This is a genomic window from Streptomyces sp. NPDC020362, assembly GCF_040642095.1.
Classification (GTDB): domain Bacteria; phylum Actinomycetota; class Actinomycetes; order Streptomycetales; family Streptomycetaceae; genus Streptomyces.
The window spans coordinates 1-16,963 of the sequence record NZ_JBFAET010000099.1; the positions used below are offsets into that span (position 1 = coordinate 1).

At 71.3% G+C, this 16,963-nt stretch carries 13 protein-coding genes and 1 pseudogene; 7 read left to right on the plus strand and 7 right to left on the minus strand.

Annotation, left to right across the window (positions count from 1 at the left end):
• Together AB0H32_RS28840 and AB0H32_RS28845 are read left to right on the plus strand one after the other, a co-directional pair.
• Positions 1 to 802 (plus strand): annotated as a pseudogene (locus AB0H32_RS28840) (glucose-6-phosphate isomerase); the annotation flags it as partial.
• A 91-nt stretch (positions 803 to 893) separates the two neighbouring features.
• Positions 894 to 1,667, plus strand: coding sequence for a thioredoxin domain-containing protein (locus tag AB0H32_RS28845; RefSeq protein ID WP_361126077.1), 774 nt, complete (start codon positions 894 to 896; stop codon positions 1,665 to 1,667).
• A gap of 18 nt (positions 1,668 to 1,685) precedes the next feature.
• Here AB0H32_RS28845 and AB0H32_RS28850 read toward each other — a convergent pair whose 3' ends face one another.
• Genes AB0H32_RS28850 through AB0H32_RS28860 form a run of 3 tightly spaced genes read right to left on the minus strand, consistent with a single transcriptional unit; the run spans position 1,686 to position 5,271 of the window.
• Positions 1,686 to 3,968 (minus strand): FtsX-like permease family protein, encoded by a 2,283-nt coding sequence (locus AB0H32_RS28850; RefSeq protein ID WP_361126080.1) that lies wholly within the window; start codon positions 3,966 to 3,968, stop codon positions 1,686 to 1,688.
• Positions 3,969 to 4,009: 41 nt separating this feature from the next.
• Positions 4,010 to 4,759: an ABC transporter ATP-binding protein gene (locus tag AB0H32_RS28855; RefSeq protein WP_361126083.1), complete on the minus strand. Its 750-nt coding sequence runs from the start codon at positions 4,757 to 4,759 to the stop codon at positions 4,010 to 4,012.
• Positions 4,756 to 5,271, minus strand: coding sequence for a PadR family transcriptional regulator (locus tag AB0H32_RS28860; protein ID WP_361126085.1), 516 nt, complete (start codon positions 5,269 to 5,271; stop codon positions 4,756 to 4,758). Before AB0H32_RS28860 ends, AB0H32_RS28855 begins: the two co-directional genes overlap by 4 nt.
• Before the next feature lie 128 nt (positions 5,272 to 5,399).
• On the opposite strand from AB0H32_RS28860, the gene AB0H32_RS28865 reads away from it, so the two are divergent.
• The 5 genes from AB0H32_RS28865 to AB0H32_RS28885 all read left to right on the plus strand — a co-directional run bounded on the left by AB0H32_RS28865 (position 5,400) and on the right by AB0H32_RS28885 (position 12,082).
• A complete protein-coding gene (locus AB0H32_RS28865; protein ID WP_361126088.1) occupies positions 5,400 to 6,671 on the plus strand; it encodes an ABC transporter substrate-binding protein in 1,272 nt (423 codons plus the stop codon).
• Positions 6,672 to 6,882: 211 nt separating this feature from the next.
• Positions 6,883 to 8,508, plus strand: a complete 1,626-nt coding sequence (locus AB0H32_RS28870) for an alpha-amylase family glycosyl hydrolase (protein ID WP_361126091.1) — start codon at positions 6,883 to 6,885, stop codon at positions 8,506 to 8,508.
• 39 nt (positions 8,509 to 8,547) lie between these two features.
• Positions 8,548 to 9,873, plus strand: a complete 1,326-nt coding sequence (locus tag AB0H32_RS28875) for an ABC transporter substrate-binding protein (RefSeq protein ID WP_361126094.1) — start codon at positions 8,548 to 8,550, stop codon at positions 9,871 to 9,873.
• A gap of 8 nt (positions 9,874 to 9,881) precedes the next feature.
• Positions 9,882 to 11,234, plus strand: a complete 1,353-nt coding sequence (locus AB0H32_RS28880; RefSeq protein WP_361126097.1) for an ABC transporter permease subunit — start codon at positions 9,882 to 9,884, stop codon at positions 11,232 to 11,234.
• 8 nt (positions 11,235 to 11,242) lie between these two features.
• Positions 11,243 to 12,082, plus strand: coding sequence for a carbohydrate ABC transporter permease (locus AB0H32_RS28885; RefSeq protein ID WP_361126151.1), 840 nt, complete (start codon positions 11,243 to 11,245; stop codon positions 12,080 to 12,082).
• Between the two features lie 386 nt (positions 12,083 to 12,468).
• Here AB0H32_RS28885 and pgl read toward each other — a convergent pair whose 3' ends face one another.
• From pgl to tal, 4 genes are read right to left on the minus strand one after another with little or no spacing between them, the layout of a single operon-like run.
• Positions 12,469 to 13,251, minus strand: coding sequence for a 6-phosphogluconolactonase (pgl, locus tag AB0H32_RS28890; RefSeq protein ID WP_361126100.1), 783 nt, complete (start codon positions 13,249 to 13,251; stop codon positions 12,469 to 12,471).
• Entirely contained in the window at positions 13,248 to 14,306 is a 1,059-nt protein-coding gene (gene opcA, locus AB0H32_RS28895; RefSeq protein WP_361126103.1) for a glucose-6-phosphate dehydrogenase assembly protein OpcA, read from the minus strand. Before opcA ends, pgl begins: the two co-directional genes overlap by 4 nt.
• Positions 14,303 to 15,841 (minus strand): glucose-6-phosphate dehydrogenase, encoded by a 1,539-nt coding sequence (zwf, locus tag AB0H32_RS28900; protein ID WP_361126106.1) that lies wholly within the window; start codon positions 15,839 to 15,841, stop codon positions 14,303 to 14,305. The genes opcA and zwf overlap by 4 nt, the downstream gene beginning before the upstream one ends.
• 1 nt (position 15,842) lies before the next feature.
• Positions 15,843 to 16,961 carry a transaldolase gene (gene tal / locus AB0H32_RS28905; protein ID WP_361126109.1) on the minus strand — a complete coding sequence of 373 codons (1,119 nt, stop codon included), beginning with the start codon at positions 16,959 to 16,961 and terminating at the stop codon, positions 15,843 to 15,845.
• Positions 16,962 to 16,963 lie beyond the last annotated feature (2 nt).

The following is a 16,963-nucleotide window of genomic DNA, read 5'->3' on the forward strand; positions in this document are numbered from 1 at the left end:
GATGATCGCCATCGGCCCGGACCGGTTCCGGGAGATGCTCGACGGCTTCCACCTGGTCGACGAGCACTTCCGCACCGCGCCCGCCGAGGCCAACGTCCCTCTGCTGCTGGGCCTGTTGGGCATCTGGTACGGCAATTTCCACGACGCCCAGTCGCACGCGGTCCTGCCGTACAGCCACTACCTCTCCAGGTTCACCGCCTACCTCCAGCAGCTGGACATGGAGTCCAACGGCAAGTACGTGGCGCGGGACGGCAAGCAGGTCGAGTGGCAGACCGGCCCGGTCGTGTGGGGTACGCCCGGCACCAACGGGCAGCACGCCTACTACCAGTTGATCCACCAGGGCACCAAGCTCATCCCGGCGGACTTCATCGGGTTCGCCGAGCCGGTCGCCGAGCTGAGCGGTGAACTCAGGGCGCAGCACGATCTGCTGATGGCCAACTTCTTCGCCCAGACCCAGGCCCTCGCCTTCGGCAAGACCGCCGAGGAGGTCCGCGCGGAGGGCGTCGCGGAGGAACTGGTCCCGCACAAGACCTTCCGGGGCAACCGGCCGACGACGACGATCCTCGCCCGTGAGCTGACCCCGTCCGTGCTCGGCCAGCTCGTCGCGCTCTACGAGCACAAGGTGTTCGTCCAGGGCGCGGTCTGGAACATCGACTCCTTCGACCAGTGGGGTGTGGAGCTGGGCAAGGTCCTCGCCAAGCGGGTGGAACCGGCCCTGACCGAGGGCGCGGAGGTCCCCGGCCTGGACACGTCGACCAAGGCGCTCGTCGCCAAGTACCGGGAGCTGCGCGGCCGGAGCTGACCCTCGCATGCGGCTGCCGCGGCGACTGTTTTGTGCGTTTTCGCTGGTCATCCCCTAGGGTTTCCGTTGAATGCAAGGGGAGGACGTGCGCATGAGGCGTCGGGGGTTCGCCGCGGTGGCCGCGGTGGCCGTGCTGGGAATGTCGGCGGTGGGCTGCGGGAGCGGACACCAGCCGTCGAAGTCCGAGGAAGGCGGGCCTTCGGCCACGGCGGAGGCCGGGCCGGCCTACTCCGGACCGAAGGACGTGCCGACGCGGCTGGAGAAGGACGGGACCACCATCACGGTGGGCGACCCGCACGCCAAGGTCACCGTGCACCTGTACGAGGATCCGCGGTGCCCGGTGTGCGAGCAGTTCGAGACCGGTGGCGGCGGGCCGAAGCTGCGCGCGGCCACCCTCCGTCGGGAGACGAAGACCCAGTACACCCTCGCCTCCTTCCTGGACGACCGGCTCGGCGGCAGCGGCTCCAAGAAGGCGGTCAACGCCCTGCGGGCCGCGCTGGAGGCCGGCCGGTTCGCCGAGTACCACGACATGCTCTACGCCCACCAGCCCGAGGAGAGCGTCGACGGATTCACCGACGCATACCTGCTCAAGCTGGCAGGGCGGATCGACGGGCTGCGCGGGCCGGCCTTCGACTCGGCGGTCAGGACGATGAAGTACCGCTCGTTCGTGACCGCCGCCGAGAAGGCGTACGAGCGCGCGGGCGGAGCCCAGGAGCCCCAGGGACCCGGCACCCCCACGGCGGAGATCAACGACGTACGCATCCCGACACAGAGCAATGGTGTGCTCTTCGACGGCAGGATCTTCGACACGCTGCTCGCCAAGATCCGGGCGAGGCCCCAGGATTGGCAGGACGCCTCCTCCTGAGTCGTCCGCACCCGGCTGTCAGGCCACCGCGCTGAGCGTGTCCGCCAGCCGTCGGCGGGCCGCCCGGGCCGCGGGCAGGGCGGCGAGGGCCGCGGCCCCCAGCACGGCGCTCGCACCCAGCAGGAGCAGCAGGCCGGGCGAGGGCGACCGGGCGATGCCGGCGCCGATGCCGCTGGAGCTGCCCTGGACGTCGATCAGCCGGTGGGCCAGGGGCAGCCCCAGTGCCGTACCGGCGAGTGCCGCCGCCAGCGCCGTACAGCTGGTCGCCGTGACGGTGATCGCGGTGATCTGCCGGGGGGACATGCCGATCGCCCTGAGGGCCAGCACGTCCCGCTCGCCCTCCCGGACGCTCCCGCCGATCGTGGTGAGCAGCTCGACGAGCCCGATGAGGGCGAGCACGACGATCAGCCCGGCGACGACCGCGCGCAGTGGGGACAGCCCGTCGACCGGGTTCGGCACGGGGTGCACGTCCAGGTGCCCGTGGCCGGCCGTGGCGAGAGCGGCCGCGACCCGCTGGGGATCGGCGCCCGGGCGCAGGCGGAGCTGGTAGAAGGCCGGGGACACCCGGGGGTCGTTGTCACGGAGGGTGTCGAGGGAGGTCGTCACGACCCGGCCGGCGTTCTGCGGTTCGATGCTGCGGCCGACGATGTGCAGGATCTGCGGCTGGTCGCCCACCGTCATCCGCACCCAGTCGCCGACCCGTACGTGCAGCAGGTCCAGCAGGCCCTGGCCGGCCACCGCCTCGTCCGGCCCGCGCGCGGCCCGGCCCTCGGCGAGGGTGTACGGGTAGGGCCGGTCGCGGGTGCCGAGGCCCCGCAGGGCGATCGTCCCGGTCTGGCCCGGGACCAGCGCGGCCATCTCGACGCCCGGATAGGCGTCGGCGACCCCGGAGTCCGCCGCCAGCGCGGCCCGCACGTCACGATCGCTCATGCCCCCGTCCGAGCGGACGGTGAGCGCCGTCGGCAGGCCCACCTGCGCGGGGCTGCTGTGGAACCGGTCGATGGTGGTCCACGCGCTGAGCGCCACCACGATCAGCAGCAGCGGAAGCGCCAGCCGGGCCACTCCGGCCAGCGACCGGCCGCGGCCCGCGAACGCCTTGTGGCAGCCGAGCACCAGCGCGGCCGGCAGGCGCAGTCCCAGAGCCTGCCGGGCCAGACCGGTCAGCCGCCCGCCCGCCGCGGCCGAGGGGCGCGGCACCGGCACCGGGGGCACCCGGCCCGCCCGCCAGGCCGCGAGTCCCGTCGTCAGGCCGATGAGGAGCACGGCGCCCACGGACACGGCGGCCAGCGCCACGGTGTGCCCGGGCAGCCCCTGCCACACCGCCACCGCGTCACCGATCCGCCCCGGGACCCGTCGGCCCAGTCCCTCGGTGAGTGCCGCCGCGGCCACCGCACCGAGCACGGCGTAGGCGAGGTGCTGGAGGAGAAAGATCCGCACCACCTGGCCGGGGGTGAAGCCGATCGCCTTGAGCACGGAGATGTCGCGCAGATGGCCGCGGATGCGGGTGCCGATCGCCCCGTGCACGGCGAACCCGGCGGCGACCAGGGCACCGACACCGAACAGCGCGAGCACCTGCCCGAGGAGCCGGTTCTCGCCCTGCGCCTCGGCCCGGGCCTGCTGCCAGGTGGAGACCTCGCCCACCGCGCCGGCGCCCAGCACGGTGACCGCACGCTGGACCGCGTAGTCCGTGTCGCCCGGATCGGCGAGACGCAGCCCCGTCACCTGGCCGCCGAGGGCGCGCACGGCGGAGGGCAGGGCCCAGACGAGCCCCTGCTGTTCGCCCGGGCTGTAGCGGGGCTCGGCACTGTCGGCGATGCCCTCGACCGTCAGCGTGCGGGCCGTGCCGGGCAGCGTCAGGGTGTCGCCGGGCTCGGCCAACAGGGCCCTGGCCAGGCTGCTCTCCAGGACCACACCGTCCGGCTCGGCCGGATCCAGCCAGTGGCCCGCGGTGAGCAGCGGGCGGCCGACGGAGGGCAGCCGGGGCGTGCCGCGCAGCTCCACGGAGGCGCGGGTACCCCGGGCTGCCACGGTGGCGGACTCGGTGCGGTAGGGACCGGCCACCGACTCGACGCCGTCCAGCCGGGCGAGTCGTCCGGCGTCGGCGGAGGCGGCCGTGTGGATCCACACATGCGCCCCGTGGGCCTGGGTGAACACCCGCTGCCAGGGGTTGGTGGCATAGCCGAAGAGGGCGGTCGCCAGCAGCAGCGAGGCGACGATGCCCGCGGTGGCGAGCGTGATGAACAGCGCCTCGCCGCGGTGCGTGCGCAGATCGGAATGGGCCCAGCGCAGGGTGGCTCGCACGGCTCAGTCCCCGCTCCCGGGCGCGGGCGGTCGGTGCGCCATCAGTCCTTCAGCTCCAGCACACCGGAGGTGCCGCCGCGCCGCGACGGTGTGCCGTCCAGTGCCGCGTCGTCGGCTATGCGGCCGTCGAAGAAGCTGATCACCCGGTCGGCGGCGCTCGCCAGCCGGGCGTCATGGGTGACAAGGACGATGCTCTGCCCGCGCCCGTGGAAGCGGGACAGCAGCCGCATCACCTCGCGGGTGCCCTTGCTGTCCAGGCTGCCGGCGGGCTCGTCCGCCAGCAGCAGCGGCGGATGGTTGACCAGGGCGCGGGCGAGCGCGACCCGCTGCTGTTCGCCGCCGGACAGCTCGCCCGGCATGCTGCGCTCCTTGCCCGTGAGGCCCAGCTCGGAAAGGAGCCCCTCGCGCTCGGCGCGGGCCCGCTTCGGCGGGACGCCGGCGAGCAGGGCGGGCAGCTCGACGTTGTCGGCGACCGACAGGTTCGACACCAGGTTGAAGAACTGGAAGACGATCCCGATCGCCTTGCGGCGCTCCACCGCCCAGCGCGCCTCGCTGTAGGAGTCGGTGCACTCGCCGTCCAGCCAGATGCTGCCCTCGTCCGGCCGCTGCAGCCCGCCGAGCAGGTGCAGCAGCGTCGACTTCCCGGCCCCGGACGGCCCGGTGACCGCGACGAACTCGCCCCGTGCGACGCTCAGGTCGACCCCGCGCACGGCACGCGCGGGCGCGCCCTCGCCGTGGTGGGTCTTCACCAGGCCCTCGGCCCGCAGCACAGGAGGGTGGGTGTCACTCACTCCAGCTCCTCCAGTTCCTCCTGGCACCGCTCCAGCCAGTCGAGGTCGGCCTGCAGGTGCAGCATCGCGCCCTCGATGAGCAGATGGGCGATTCGGTTGTCCCGGTTCTCGGCCGCGGCCAGTTTCGACAGGTTTCGCATGGTGTTGAGGTACTGGCGCCGCTGCTTGTTGATGAGAGCTATCTGGTCGGCGAGACCGGTCTGCGGGGCGAGGGCCAGTTTCATGAAGAACTCGTCCCGCACCCGCGGCTCGTCCTCGGTCTCCTCGAACCAGGCGTGCAGCGCCTCGCGCCCGGCGTCGGTGAGGTGGTAGACCTTTTTGTTGGGTCGGGTCGACTGCTCGACGTCCTCGCCCTCGATCAGTCCGGACTTCTCGAGGCGGCCGAGGGTCACGTAGATCTGGCCGACGTTCGGCTGAGGGTACGCGGAGCCCAGCAGTAGCTCAAGGTCCTGCTTCAGCTCGTAGCCGTGGGCCGGGCCACGCGCGAGGAGTGCCAGGAGGGGCAGGCGCACTCGTGCTGTCCTCCTGTCTGCTCAATGTGCTCCAGGCCCTAGTATCGCCCATACCTAACAGGTATACATGGCCTCTGACCCCGGGCAAGGGTGCCCGTGGCCGGGTGTACGTGTTCAGGGAGGAACCTATGCGGTGGATGCGCGCCGCCGGTAGGGGGCTCCTCGTTCTGGCCGTGGTCCTCACCGGGTACGTCGCCTCCGGCGCGCAGGCCGACGAGGGCGCCCCCGGCGGTCGCGGCCCGCTCACGCTGGCCACCGCCGGCGATCTCACCGGCTATCTGGGCCCCCTTCTGCAGGGGTGGAACCGTACCCATCCCGCCGAGAAGGTCACCCTCGTCGAGCTTCCGGACTCCGCCGACGAGACCCACGCGCAGATGACCACCGACCTGCGCGGCGGTGATCGCGGCCGGTTCGACGTCCTCAACATCGACGTCAACTGGACCTCGGAGTTCGCGGCGGCCGACTGGATCCGCCCGCTGCCCCCGGACCGCTTCCCGCTCAAGAGCTTCCTGCCCCCGGTCGTGGACACGGCCACCTACGACGGGCGGCTGTACGCCGTGCCGTACGTCACCAACGCCGGACTGCTCCTGTACCGCAAGGACGTGCTGGCCAAGGAGGGCGTGCCGCCGCCGCGCACCTGGGCCGAGCTGGAGCACGACGCGAAGACCATCGCACCCAAGTACGGCCTGGACGGCTATGCGGGCCAGTTCCTGCCCTACGAGGGCCTGACCGTGAACGCGGCCGAGGCCGTGTACTCGGCGGGCGGCTCGATCCTCGGCGACGAGGGCACCCGGGTCACCGTCGACTCGGACGCCGCCCGTGAGGGCATCGGCTTCCTCGCCCGCGGCTTCAGGGAGGGCTGGATCCCGCGCAAGGCGCTGACGTACAAGGAAGAGGAGTCCAAGCAGGCCTTCCAGGACGGCCATCTGCTCTTCCTGCGCAACTGGCCCTATGCCTATGCCGTGGCCTCGGCCAGGGGCTCCGCGGTCGCCGGCCGGATCGGCGCGGTACCGCTGCCCGGGCCGCACGGACCGGGGACCAGCGTCCTCGGCGGCTCCAACCTGGCCGTCAACACGCACGCCCGGCACCCCGATTCCGCGGCGCGGCTGATCGCGTACCTGACCAGTGAGGACGTCCAGCGGCAGGTGCTCACCCGGGGCGCGCTGCCGCCCGTGCGCGCCGCGCTGTACGAAGACCCCGCGCTGGTACGTCGGTTCCCCTATCTGCCGACCCTGCGCACCGCGGTCCTCACGGCCGCCCCGCGGCCCAAGAGCCCGCGCTACGACCAGGTCAGTCTGGTGGTGCAGGCGGTCGTGCACGACGCGCTCACCGGGCACGAGACGCCCGAGGCCGCCGTGCGGCGGCTGGCGCGTGAGCTGGCGTCCGTCTCCAGCCGGTAGTTCCCTGCCGACAGCTCTCCTTCGCTAGTTACATGTTAGGTAACGCGCGCATCTCATCTGACTTCAGAGTGCCCGGATATGTCCATGTTTGTCACCCCAACTGGGCAGTAGCCTCCGTTCTTTTCATTGACACCCCGATGACACGCCTACCTAACATGCATGCATAACGGCTGCGCCTCGCAGCTGCCCTTCGCAGAGACAGGTCAATGGGGTGAACAGGCACCACTGGTGGCGTGACGCGGTGATCTACCAGGTGTACGTCCGCAGCTTCCTGGACAGCACCGGAGACGGCATCGGCGATCTCGCCGGGGTCCGCGCCGGACTGCCGTACCTGAAGAAGCTCGGCGTCGACGGGATCTGGCTGAGCCCGTTCTATCCCTCGCCGCAGCACGACCACGGCTACGACGTGGCCGACTACTGCGACGTCGACCCGGTCTTCGGCGACCTCGCCGAGTTCGACCTGCTGGTGGCCGCCGCCCGGCGCATCGGGATCAAGGTGCTCCTGGACATCGTCCCGAACCACTGCTCCAGCGCGCACCCGTGGTTTGGTGAGGCGCTCGCCGCGGGGCCGGGCAGCGCCGCCCGTGCCCGCTTCCACTTCGCCGACGGCCGGGGCCCGGACGGCAGCGAGCCGCCCAACAACTGGCACGCCATGTTCGGCGGCCCGGCCTGGACCAGGGTCACGGAGGCCGACGGCCGCCCCGGCCAGTGGTACCTGCACATGTTCACGCCCGAACAGCCCGACTGGAACTGGCGCACCCCCGAGGTCCCCGCCGAGTTCGACCGCGTCCTGCGCTTCTGGCTCGACCGCGGCGTCGACGGCTTCCGCATCGACGTCGCCGCCGGCCTCTACAAGCACCCCGAACTGCCCGACTCCGACGACCCGGAGGCCGACGCCCGCACCCGCGACTCGGTCAACCCGCTCGCCTGGAACCAGCCCGAGGTGCACGGCGTGTGGCGGCACTGGCGCGCCCTGTGCGAGGAGTACGCCACCCACGACGGCCGCGAGCGGCTCCTGGTCGGCGAGGTCTCCGTGCCCACCGCCCGGGAGCACGCCCAGTACGTCCGCCCGGACGAACTCCACCAGGCGTTCTTCTTCGACCTGCTCGGCGCCCCCTGGGAGGCCGACGCCTTCCGCAAGGTCATCTGTGAGGCCATGCAGGACATCGCGGGCACCGGCTCCACGGTCACCTGGGTCCTCAACAACCACGACCAGGTCCGCACCGTCACCCGCTACGGCGAGCCCGCCACGGAAGGCAGCGGCCTCGGCGCCGCCCGCGCCCGTGCCGCCGCGCTGCTGATGCTGGCGCTGCCCGGAGCCGCCTACATCTACCAGGGCGAGGAACTGGGCCTGCCGGAGGTCGTCGACCTGCCCGACGACGTGCTCACCGACCCGATCTTCCGCCGCACCGGAAGCCGCGCCCGCATACGCGACGGCTGCCGGGTGCCCCTGCCCTGGTCCGGACAGGCCTCCCCGTTCGGCTTCACCTCCGGGGCCGAGGGTGCCAAACCGTGGCTGCCGCAGCCGCAGTGGTTCGCCGAGCACGCCACCGACCGGGCCCTCGCCGACACCCGCTCCTTCTGGCACCTGTACCGCGACGGCCTCCAACTGCGTTCCTCCCTGCCCCAGTTGGGGGAGGGCGCGCTCGACTGGCTGGACACCCCGCCCGGCGTCCTCGGCTTCGTCCGCGGCGACGGCCTGGTCTGCGCCGTCAACTTCGGTACGTCCCCCACGCCCGCGCCGGTCTCCGGCACCCCCCTGCTGTCCAGCGGTCCGTGTCCGGCCGGGGTGCTGCCCGGTTCGACCGCGGCCTGGTGGCTGAGCGACCAGCTCTGATCCCCCGTCAGTTCCCACTCCTCCGAAGGGACATCAACGATGATGCGACGACGTACGACCCTGCTCACCTCCTGCACCGCACTCGCCCTGGCGCTCGGCGCGACCGCCTGCGGCGGCGGCAACGTCTCCGCGGGCGGCGGCGACAAGGCGCTCAGCGGCCAGACGGTCACCGTGGCCGGTGTCTGGTCCGGCAGCGAACAGAAGAACTTCCAGAAGGTGCTGGACGCGTTCACCGCGAAGACCGGCGCCAAGACGCAGTTCGTGTCCACCGGCGACAACGTCTCCACCGTCGTCGGCAGCAAGATCGAGGGCGGCAACGCGCCCGACGTCGTGATGGTCCCGCAGGTCGGCGTGCTCCAGCAGTTCGCGAAGCAGGGCTGGCTCAAGCCGCTGTCCGCCACCGCGCAGCAGACCGTCGACGCCGACTACGCCCCCGTGTGGAAGAAGTACGGCAGCGTCGGCGGCACCCTCTACGGCCTCTACTTCAAGGCCGCCCACAAGTCGACCGTCTGGTACAGCCCCAGTGCCCTCGCCCAGGCCGGGGTCAAGCCGCCGAAGACCTACGACGCGATGCTCAAGGCCGGGCACACCGTCTCCGACTCCGGCCTTGCCGCCTTCGCGGTCGCCGGCCAGGACGGCTGGACCCTCACCGACTGGTTCGAGAACATCTACCTCTCCCAGGCCGGGCCCGAGAAGTACGACGCCCTCGCCGCCCACAAGCTGAAGTGGACCGACCCGAGCGTGGTCCAGGCCCTCACCACGCTCGGCAAGCTCTTCAAGGACAAGCAGCTGATCGCGGGTGGCCAGAAGGAGGCCCTGAACACCGACTTCCCCAGCTCGGTGGAGAAGGTCTTCGGGCCCAAGCCCGAGGCCGGCATGGTCTACGAGGGCGACTTCGTCGCCGGCGTCGCCCACGACCAGTTCCAGAAGACCATCGGCAAGGACGCGAACTTCTTCCCGTTCCCGCCGGTCGGCGGCGGCACCGCACCCGTGGTCAGCGGCGGCGACGCGGCCGTCGTCCTCAAGGACGCCAAGAACGCCAAGGCCGGCATGAAGCTCCTGGAGTACCTGGCCACCCCCGAGGCCGCGGCCGTGTGGGCGAAGGCGGGCGGCTTCCTGTCCCCGAACAAGAAGCTCGACCTCGCGTCCTACAGCGACGACGTCACCCGGGCCACCGCGAAGTCCCTGGTCGGCGCCGGTGACTCGGTCCGCTTCGACATGTCCGACCAGGCACCGGCGGCCTTCGGCGGCACCAAGGGAGCGGGCGAGTGGAAGCTGCTCCAGGACTTCCTGCGCGACCCCTCCGACCCGAAGGGGACCGCGGCGAAGCTCGAGGCCGCCGCGGCCAAGGCCTACCAGGACTGAGCGGAAGAATGACCGCCACCACGCTCGTATCGAAGAAGGCGAGCCCGCGGGCCGCCGGCGCGGCCCGTGGGCGCCGCAGCCGGCGGCGCGCCCGGATCGTCGCCCTGCTCTTCGTCTTCCCCGCCCTGCTCCTGCTCGGCGCGCTGGTCGTCTACCCGGTGCTGTTCTCCGTCGGGCGCAGCTTCTTCGACGCCTCCGGCACCCGCTTCGTCGGCGGCGACAACTACACCGAGATGTTCCGCGACCCGGCGACCCTGAAGGCCATCCGGAACACCACGATCTGGGTGGTCGTGGCCCCGGCCCTGCTCACCGGCCTCGGCCTGATCCTGGCCGTCCTGGTGGAGAAGGTCCGCTGGGCGACGGCGTTCAAGCTGCTGCTGTTCATGCCGATGGCGGTGTCCTTCCTCGCCGCCGGCATCATCTTCCGCCTCGCCTACGACGAGGACCCGGACAAGGGTGTCCTCAACGCCGCCGTGGTCTCCGTCCACGACGCCTTCGAGGGGACGTCCTCGTATCCGACGGCCCGCGGGCGTGAGGGGCTGCTCACCCCGGACCGGGACGGCTCGTACCGTACGACCGCCTCGCCGGGCGGCTCGGTGGCCCTCCCGATGGTCGGCGTGCTGCCCAAGGACCTGCCGAAGGGCGCCTCGCCCGCGTACCCGGCCGCGACGAAGAAGGCCGCCGCCGACGAAGTGCGCGGTGTCGTCTACCTGGACTTCACACCCGGCGGGGGAGGAAAGCAGGGACGGGTCGACCCGAAGGAGAGTGGCCTGCCCGGGATGAAGGTCGAGGCGCTGCGCGACGGGAAGACGGTCGCGAGCACCACGTCCGCGGCCGACGGCTCCTTCCGCTTCAACGGGCTCCACGAGGGCTCGTACACGCTGAAGCTGCCCGCGTCGAACTTCGCGCCGCCCTACCAGGGCATCTCCTGGCTCGGCCCGACGCTGGTCACCCCGGCGATCATCGGCGCCTACCTGTGGATCTGGACGGGCTTCGCGATGGTACTGATCGGCGCGGGTCTGGCGACCCTGCCCCGGGACGCGCTGGAGGCCGCGCGGATGGACGGCGCGAACGAGTGGCAGATCTTCCGCCGCATCACCGTCCCGCTGCTCGCCCCCGTCCTCACCGTGGTCTTCGTGACCCTCGTGATCAACGTGATGAAGGTCTTCGACCTCGTCTACATCATCGCGCCGGGACCGGTGCAGGAGGATGCCACCGTGCTCGCGACCCAGATGTGGCTGGTGTCCTTCGGCGGCGGCAACAACCAGGGCCTGGGCAGCGCGCTCGGAGTACTGCTCCTGCTCCTGGTGGTCCCCGCGATGGTCTTCAACGTCCGCCGCTTCCGAAGGAGCCAGCGATGAACTCGGCGATGAACGCGGTCAGGCGCGGCCTGGGCAACGGTCTGGTGCAGGCCTTCCTCGTGGTGATCGGCCTCGTCTGGCTCACCCCCCTCGCAGGCCTGTTCCTGTCCTCGCTGCGATCGGCCCAGGACACGGCGAAGGGCGGCTGGTGGACGGCCCTGGCCAGCCCCGGGCAGCTGTCCTTCGACAACTACTCGGCGCTGCTGAAGAACGCCGGGATGACCCAGGCCTTCTGGAACACCGTGCTGATCTCGGTGCCGGCGACCACACTGGTCGTCGTCATCGCGGCGCTCGCCGGGTACGCCTTCGCCTGGCTGGACTTCCCCGGACGCGAGCCGCTGTTCCTGCTGGTGGTGGCTCTGCTGGTGGTACCGGTGCAGATCGGCCTGCTGCCGGTGGCCAAACTCTTCGGACAGCTGGGCCTGTTCGGGACGATCCCGGGCGTCGTCCTCTTCCACGTCGCCTACGGTCTGCCCTTCGCGGTGTTCCTGCTGCGCAACTACTTCGCCGAGATGCCGAAGGAGATGCTGGAGGCGGCGCGGATGGACGGCGGCAGCGAGTGGCGCATCTTCACCCGCCTGGTGCTGCCGGTGGGCCGCCCGGCCATCGCCAGCCTCGCCATCTTCCAGTTCCTGTGGGTCTGGAACGACATGCTCGTCGCCCTGCTCTTCGCCGACAGCTCGTCCCAGCCTCTGACCGTGCAACTCCAGTCCCAGATCCGTCAGTTCGGCAGCAACATCGACGTCCTGGCCCCGGGCGCGTTCCTGTCCCTGATCGTTCCGGTGGTGGTGTTCTTCGCGTTCCAGCGGCACTTCGTGCAAGGGGTGATGGCGGGGTCGGTGAAGTAGAGGGGTGGTGGCGGGGCCGGTGAAACAGCGTCTCGCTCCCGCCGCCCTCACCCGTTCCCATCCCCAGGGGCTTGGCCCCTTCGACCCCGCCATGGGGCCGCGCCCCCTGGACCCCCGATCGGCCTGAGCGGCCTCGTCCCCAAGCGCCGGACGGGCTGAGACACCGCAAACCTGCCTCGTGGTCGACCGGGATCGTCCTGGAGGGGGGCGTGCTCGGATCGCGGGGCCCGTCCGGGGGAGTGCGGGGGCGGCCCGCAGGGTGTTGTTTGCGGACTCCGGGCGGGCCGGTGCGGCCGAGGCCCACCGGGTAGCCGACCGAGTCGGGTGGTGGGTGGGCGTCGGCCGGGGTCCCAGGAGGCGGAGCCCCCTGGGACGGTTGCCGGGGCTTACGGTGAGGCCGGCGGATACAGGGAGCGCGGTAGTTGTGAGGCCGCGGCCGAGTCCAGGAGCCACAGGGTGCGCTGGCGGCCGTACGCTCCGGCCGCCGGCGCCTGGACCTCACCCGCACCGGACAGGGCGATGGCCACGGCCTGCGCCTTGTCCTCGCCGGCCGCCAGCAGCCAGACCTCGCGGGCCGAGCGGATCGCCGGGAGGGTGAGCGAGATGCGGGTCGGCGGGGGCTTGGGTGCGCCGTGGACGCCGACCACCGTGCGCTCCGTCTCGCGGACCGCGGGCAGCTCCGGGAAGAGCGAGGCCACGTGCGTGTCCGGCCCGACGCCCAGCATCAGGACGTCGAAGGAGGGAACCGGGCCGTGGTTCTCCGGCCCGGCCGCCTTGGCCAGTTCCGCCGCGTAGGCCTCGGCCGCGGCCTCCACGTCCGCACCGTGCGGGCCGTCGGAGGCGGGCATGGCGTGCACGCGCTCCGGGTCCACGGGCACCGCGTCCAGCAGGGCCTCGCGGGCCTGCGTGACGTTGCGCTCCGGGTCGCCCTCGGGAAGGTAGCGCTCGTCGCCCCACCACAGGTCCAGACGGCTCCAGTCGATGGCGTCCCGGGCCGGGGCCGCCGCCAGCGCGGCCAGCAGGCCGTTGCCGTTGCGACCGCCCGTGAGGACCACCGACGCCTGGCCCCGGGAGGCCTGCGCGTCCACGATCTTCGTGATCAGACGGGCCGCGGCGGCCTGCGCCATCAGTTCCTTGTCGTGATGCACGACCAGCTGCGGAGTGCTCACTTCGCCGCCGCCTTCTTCGCCGGGGCCTTCTTGGCGGCCGCCTTCTTCGCCGGGGCCTTGGCGACCTCGGCCGCCGCCGCAACAGCGGTCTCGGCCTCGGCCACCGGATGCGGAGCCGCGGCCTCGGAGCCCGGGTTCAGCCGCTCCACGCCGTAGCGCAGTGCCGACGCGTAGGTGTCGTCCGGGTCGAGCCGGCGCAGCTCCTCCGCGATCAGTTCGGAGGTCTCCCGCCGCTTGAGCGCCACCGCGCGGGCCGGCTGGCCCTCGATGGCCAACGTGGCCAGCGAGCCGTCGGCACGGTCCAGCACGATCGGGCCGCAGCTGGTGTCCATGCGGACGGCGGTCAGGCCCGGGCCCGAGGACAGCGAGCGCTTGACGGGGACGTCCAGACGGTCCGCGAGCCACATCGCCAGCAGTTCGCAGCTCGGGTTGAACTCCTCGCCCTCCACCTCGACGGCCTTCACGTCACAGACCACCTGGTCCAGGGCCGCCGCCAGCATCGAGCGCCACGGCGTGATCCGGGTCCAGGACAGGTCGGTGTCGCCGGGCGTGTAGGCCTCGGCGCGGGCGGACAGCTCCCGCACCGGCTGCTCGGCGGCGTAGGTGTCGGTGACCCGGCGCTGGGCGAGCGCGCCCAGCGGGTCCTTCGCCGGGTCCAGCGGGGCGTTCACCGGCCACCACACGACGACCGGGGCGTCCGGCAGCAGCAGCGGCAGCGCGACCGAGTCGGCATGCTCGGCGACCTCGCCGTACAGCCGCAGCACCACCGTCTCACCGGTGCCCGCCTCCGCGCCCACCCGGACCTCGGCGTCCAGGCGGGACGTCGTGCGGTTGCGCGGGGAGCGGGAGACCCGCTTGATGACCACCAGCGTGCGCGAGGGGTGCTCGCGCGAGGCGTCGTTGGCGGCTTTCAGGGCGTCGTAGGCGTTCTCCTCGTCGGTGACGATGACGAGGGTGAGGACCATGCCGACGGCAGGGGTGCCGATGGCGCGGCGGCCCTTCACGAGCGCCTTGTTGATCTCGCCGGCGGTGGTGCCGGTCAGGTCTATCTTCATGGCCGGCGCCAGCTCCGTCCGTCTCGTGCGAGCATCTCGTCCGCCTCGGCGGGTCCCCAGGTGCCCGACTTGTACTGCGCGGGCCTGCCGTGCTTGTCCCAGTAGACCTCGATCGGGTCGAGGATCTTCCAGGACAGCTCGACCTCCTCCGTGCGCGGGAAGAGGTTGGCGTCGCCGAGCAGCACGTCCAGGATCAGGCGCTCGTAGGCCTCCGGGCTGGACTCCGTGAAGGACTCGCCGTAGGCGAAGTCCATGGACACGTCCCGGATCTCCATCGAGGTGCCCGGCACCTTGGAGCCGAAGCGGACCGTGATGCCCTCGTCCGGCTGGACGCGGATGACGATCGCGTTCTGGCCCAGCTCCTCCGTCGCCGTGTGGTCGAAGGGGGAGTGCGGGGCCCGCTGGAAGACGACGGCGATCTCGGTGACGCGCCGGCCGAGACGCTTGCCGGTGCGCAGATAGAAGGGGACGCCCGCCCAGCGGCGGTTGTCGATCTCCACCTTGATCGCCGCGTAGGTGTCGGTCTTCGACTTCGGGTCGATGCCCTCCTCTTCGAGGTAGCCGATGACCTTCTCGCCGCCCTGCCAGCCGGCCGCGTACTGCCCGCGGACCGTGCTGCGGCCCAGGTCCTTCGGCAGCCGGACCGCGCCGAGCACCTTCTCCTTCTCCGCGGCCAGCGCGTCCGCACCGAAGGAGGCGGGCTCCTCCATGGCCGTGAGGGCCATGAGCTGGAGCAGGTGGTTCTGGATGACGTCACGGGCGGCGCCGATGCCGTCGTAGTAGCCGGCGCGGCCGCCGATGCCGATGTCCTCGGCCATGGTGATCTGCACGTGGTCCACGAAGGACCGGTTCCAGATCGGCTCGAACATCGTGTTGGCGAAGCGTAGCGCCAGGATGTTCTGGACGGTCTCCTTGCCGAGGTAGTGGTCGATCCGGAACACCTGGTCCGGCTCGAACACCTCGTGCACGACCTTGTTCAGCTCCTCGGCCGACTTCAGGTCGTGGCCGAACGGCTTCTCGATGACCGCCCGGCGCCAGGAGCCGCCGGTCTGGTCGGCCAGGCCGTGCTTCTTCAGCTGCTGGATGACCACCGGGAAGGAGCGCGGCGGCACGGACAGGTAGAAGGCGAAGTTGCCGCCCGTGCCCTGTGCCTTGTCCAGCTCCTCGATGGTGGCGCGCAGCCGCTCGAAGGCCTCGTCGTCGTCGAAGGTGCCCTGGACGAAGCGCATCCCCTGGATGAGCTGCTGCCAGACCTCCTCGCGGAAGGGCGTGCGCGCGTGCTCCTTGACCGCGTCGTGCACGACCTCGGCGAAGTCCTCGTGCTCCCAGTCGCGGCGGGCGAAGCCCACCAGCGAGAAGCCCGGCGGCAGCAGACCCCGGTTCGCGAGGTCGTACACCGCGGGCATCAGCTTCTTGCGCGACAGGTCGCCCGTGACGCCGAAGATCACCAGGCCCGACGGCCCCGCGATGCGCGGGAGCCGTCGGTCGGCGGGGTCACGAAGCGGGTTCGCTCCGGAACCTGAACGGGGTGACAACTCAGCCCTCCGAGGGGGCGAGGCGCTGCAGCTCCGCCTCGGTCGACTTCAGCAGGTCGTTCCAGGACGCCTCGAACTTGTCGACGCCTTCGTCCTCCAGCACCTGCACGACGTCGTCGTACGAGATGCCGAGCCCTTCCAGTGCGTCGAGGTCGGCGCGGGCCTGGGCGTAGGTGCCGGTGACGGTGTCACCGGTGATCTCGCCGTGGTCCTCGGTGGCCTCCAGGGTGGCCTCCGGCATGGTGTTGACCGTGTTCGGCGCGACCAGCTCGGTGACGTACATCGTGTCCTGGTACGCCGGGTCCTTCACGCCGGTCGAGGCCCACAGCGGACGCTGCTTGTTGGCGCCCGCGTTCTCCAGCGCGTTCCAGCGGTCGGAGGAGAAGACCTCCTCGTAGGCCTGGTAGGCCAGCCGCGCGTTGGCGACGGCGGCCTTGCCGCGCAGCGCCTTGGCCTCGTCGGTGCCCAGGGCTTCCAGCCGCTTGTCGATCTCGCTGTCCACGCGGGACACGAAGAAGGACGCCACGGAGTGGATCTTCGACAGGTCGAGACCCTTCTCGCGCGCCTGCTCCAGACCGGAGAGGTACGCGTCCATCACGGCCCGGTAGCGCTCCAGGGAGAAGATCAGCGTGACGTTGACGCTGATGCCACGCCCGATCGTCTCGGCGATCGCAGGCAGACCCGCCTTGGTGGCCGGGATCTTGATCAGGGTGTTCGGGCGGTCGACCAGCCAGGCCAGCTGCTTGGCCTCGGCGACGGTCGCCCGGGTGTTGTGCGCCAGACGCGGGTCCACCTCGATGGAGACCCTGCCGTCCTGGCCGTCGGTGGCGTCGAAGACCGGGCGCAGGATGTCGGCGGCGTCGCGGACGTCCGCCGTGGTGATCATGCGGATGGCCTCGTCGACGGTGACCTTGCGGGCGGCGAGGTCCGCGAGCTGCTGCTCGTAACCGTCACCGCTGCTGATCGCCTTCTGGAAGATCGTCGGGTTGGTGGTGACGCCCACGACGTGCTGCTGGTCGATCAGCTCGGCGAGATTGCCGGACGTGATCCGCTTGCGCGACAGGTCGTCCAGCCAGATCGCGACGCCTTCCTCGGAGAGGCGCTTGAGTGCGTCTGTCATGG

Bases quoted from the DNA above. Each gene is read 5' to 3' on its own strand.
- AB0H32_RS28845 (WP_361126077.1), top strand. From the start codon at position 894: ATGAGGCGTCGGGGGTTCGCCGCGGTGGCCGCGGTGGCCGTGCTGGGA.
- AB0H32_RS28865 (WP_361126088.1), top strand. From the start codon at position 5,400: ATGCGGTGGATGCGCGCCGCCGGTAGGGGGCTCCTCGTTCTGGCCGTG.
- AB0H32_RS28875 (WP_361126094.1), top strand. From the start codon at position 8,548: ATGATGCGACGACGTACGACCCTGCTCACCTCCTGCACCGCACTCGCC.
- AB0H32_RS28880 (WP_361126097.1), top strand. From the start codon at position 9,882: ATGACCGCCACCACGCTCGTATCGAAGAAGGCGAGCCCGCGGGCCGCC.
- AB0H32_RS28885 (WP_361126151.1), top strand. From the start codon at position 11,243: ATGAACGCGGTCAGGCGCGGCCTGGGCAACGGTCTGGTGCAGGCCTTC.
- opcA (WP_361126103.1), bottom strand. From the start codon at position 14,306: ATGAAGATAGACCTGACCGGCACCACCGCCGGCGAGATCAACAAGGCG.
- tal (WP_361126109.1), bottom strand. From the start codon at position 16,961: ATGACAGACGCACTCAAGCGCCTCTCCGAGGAAGGCGTCGCGATCTGG.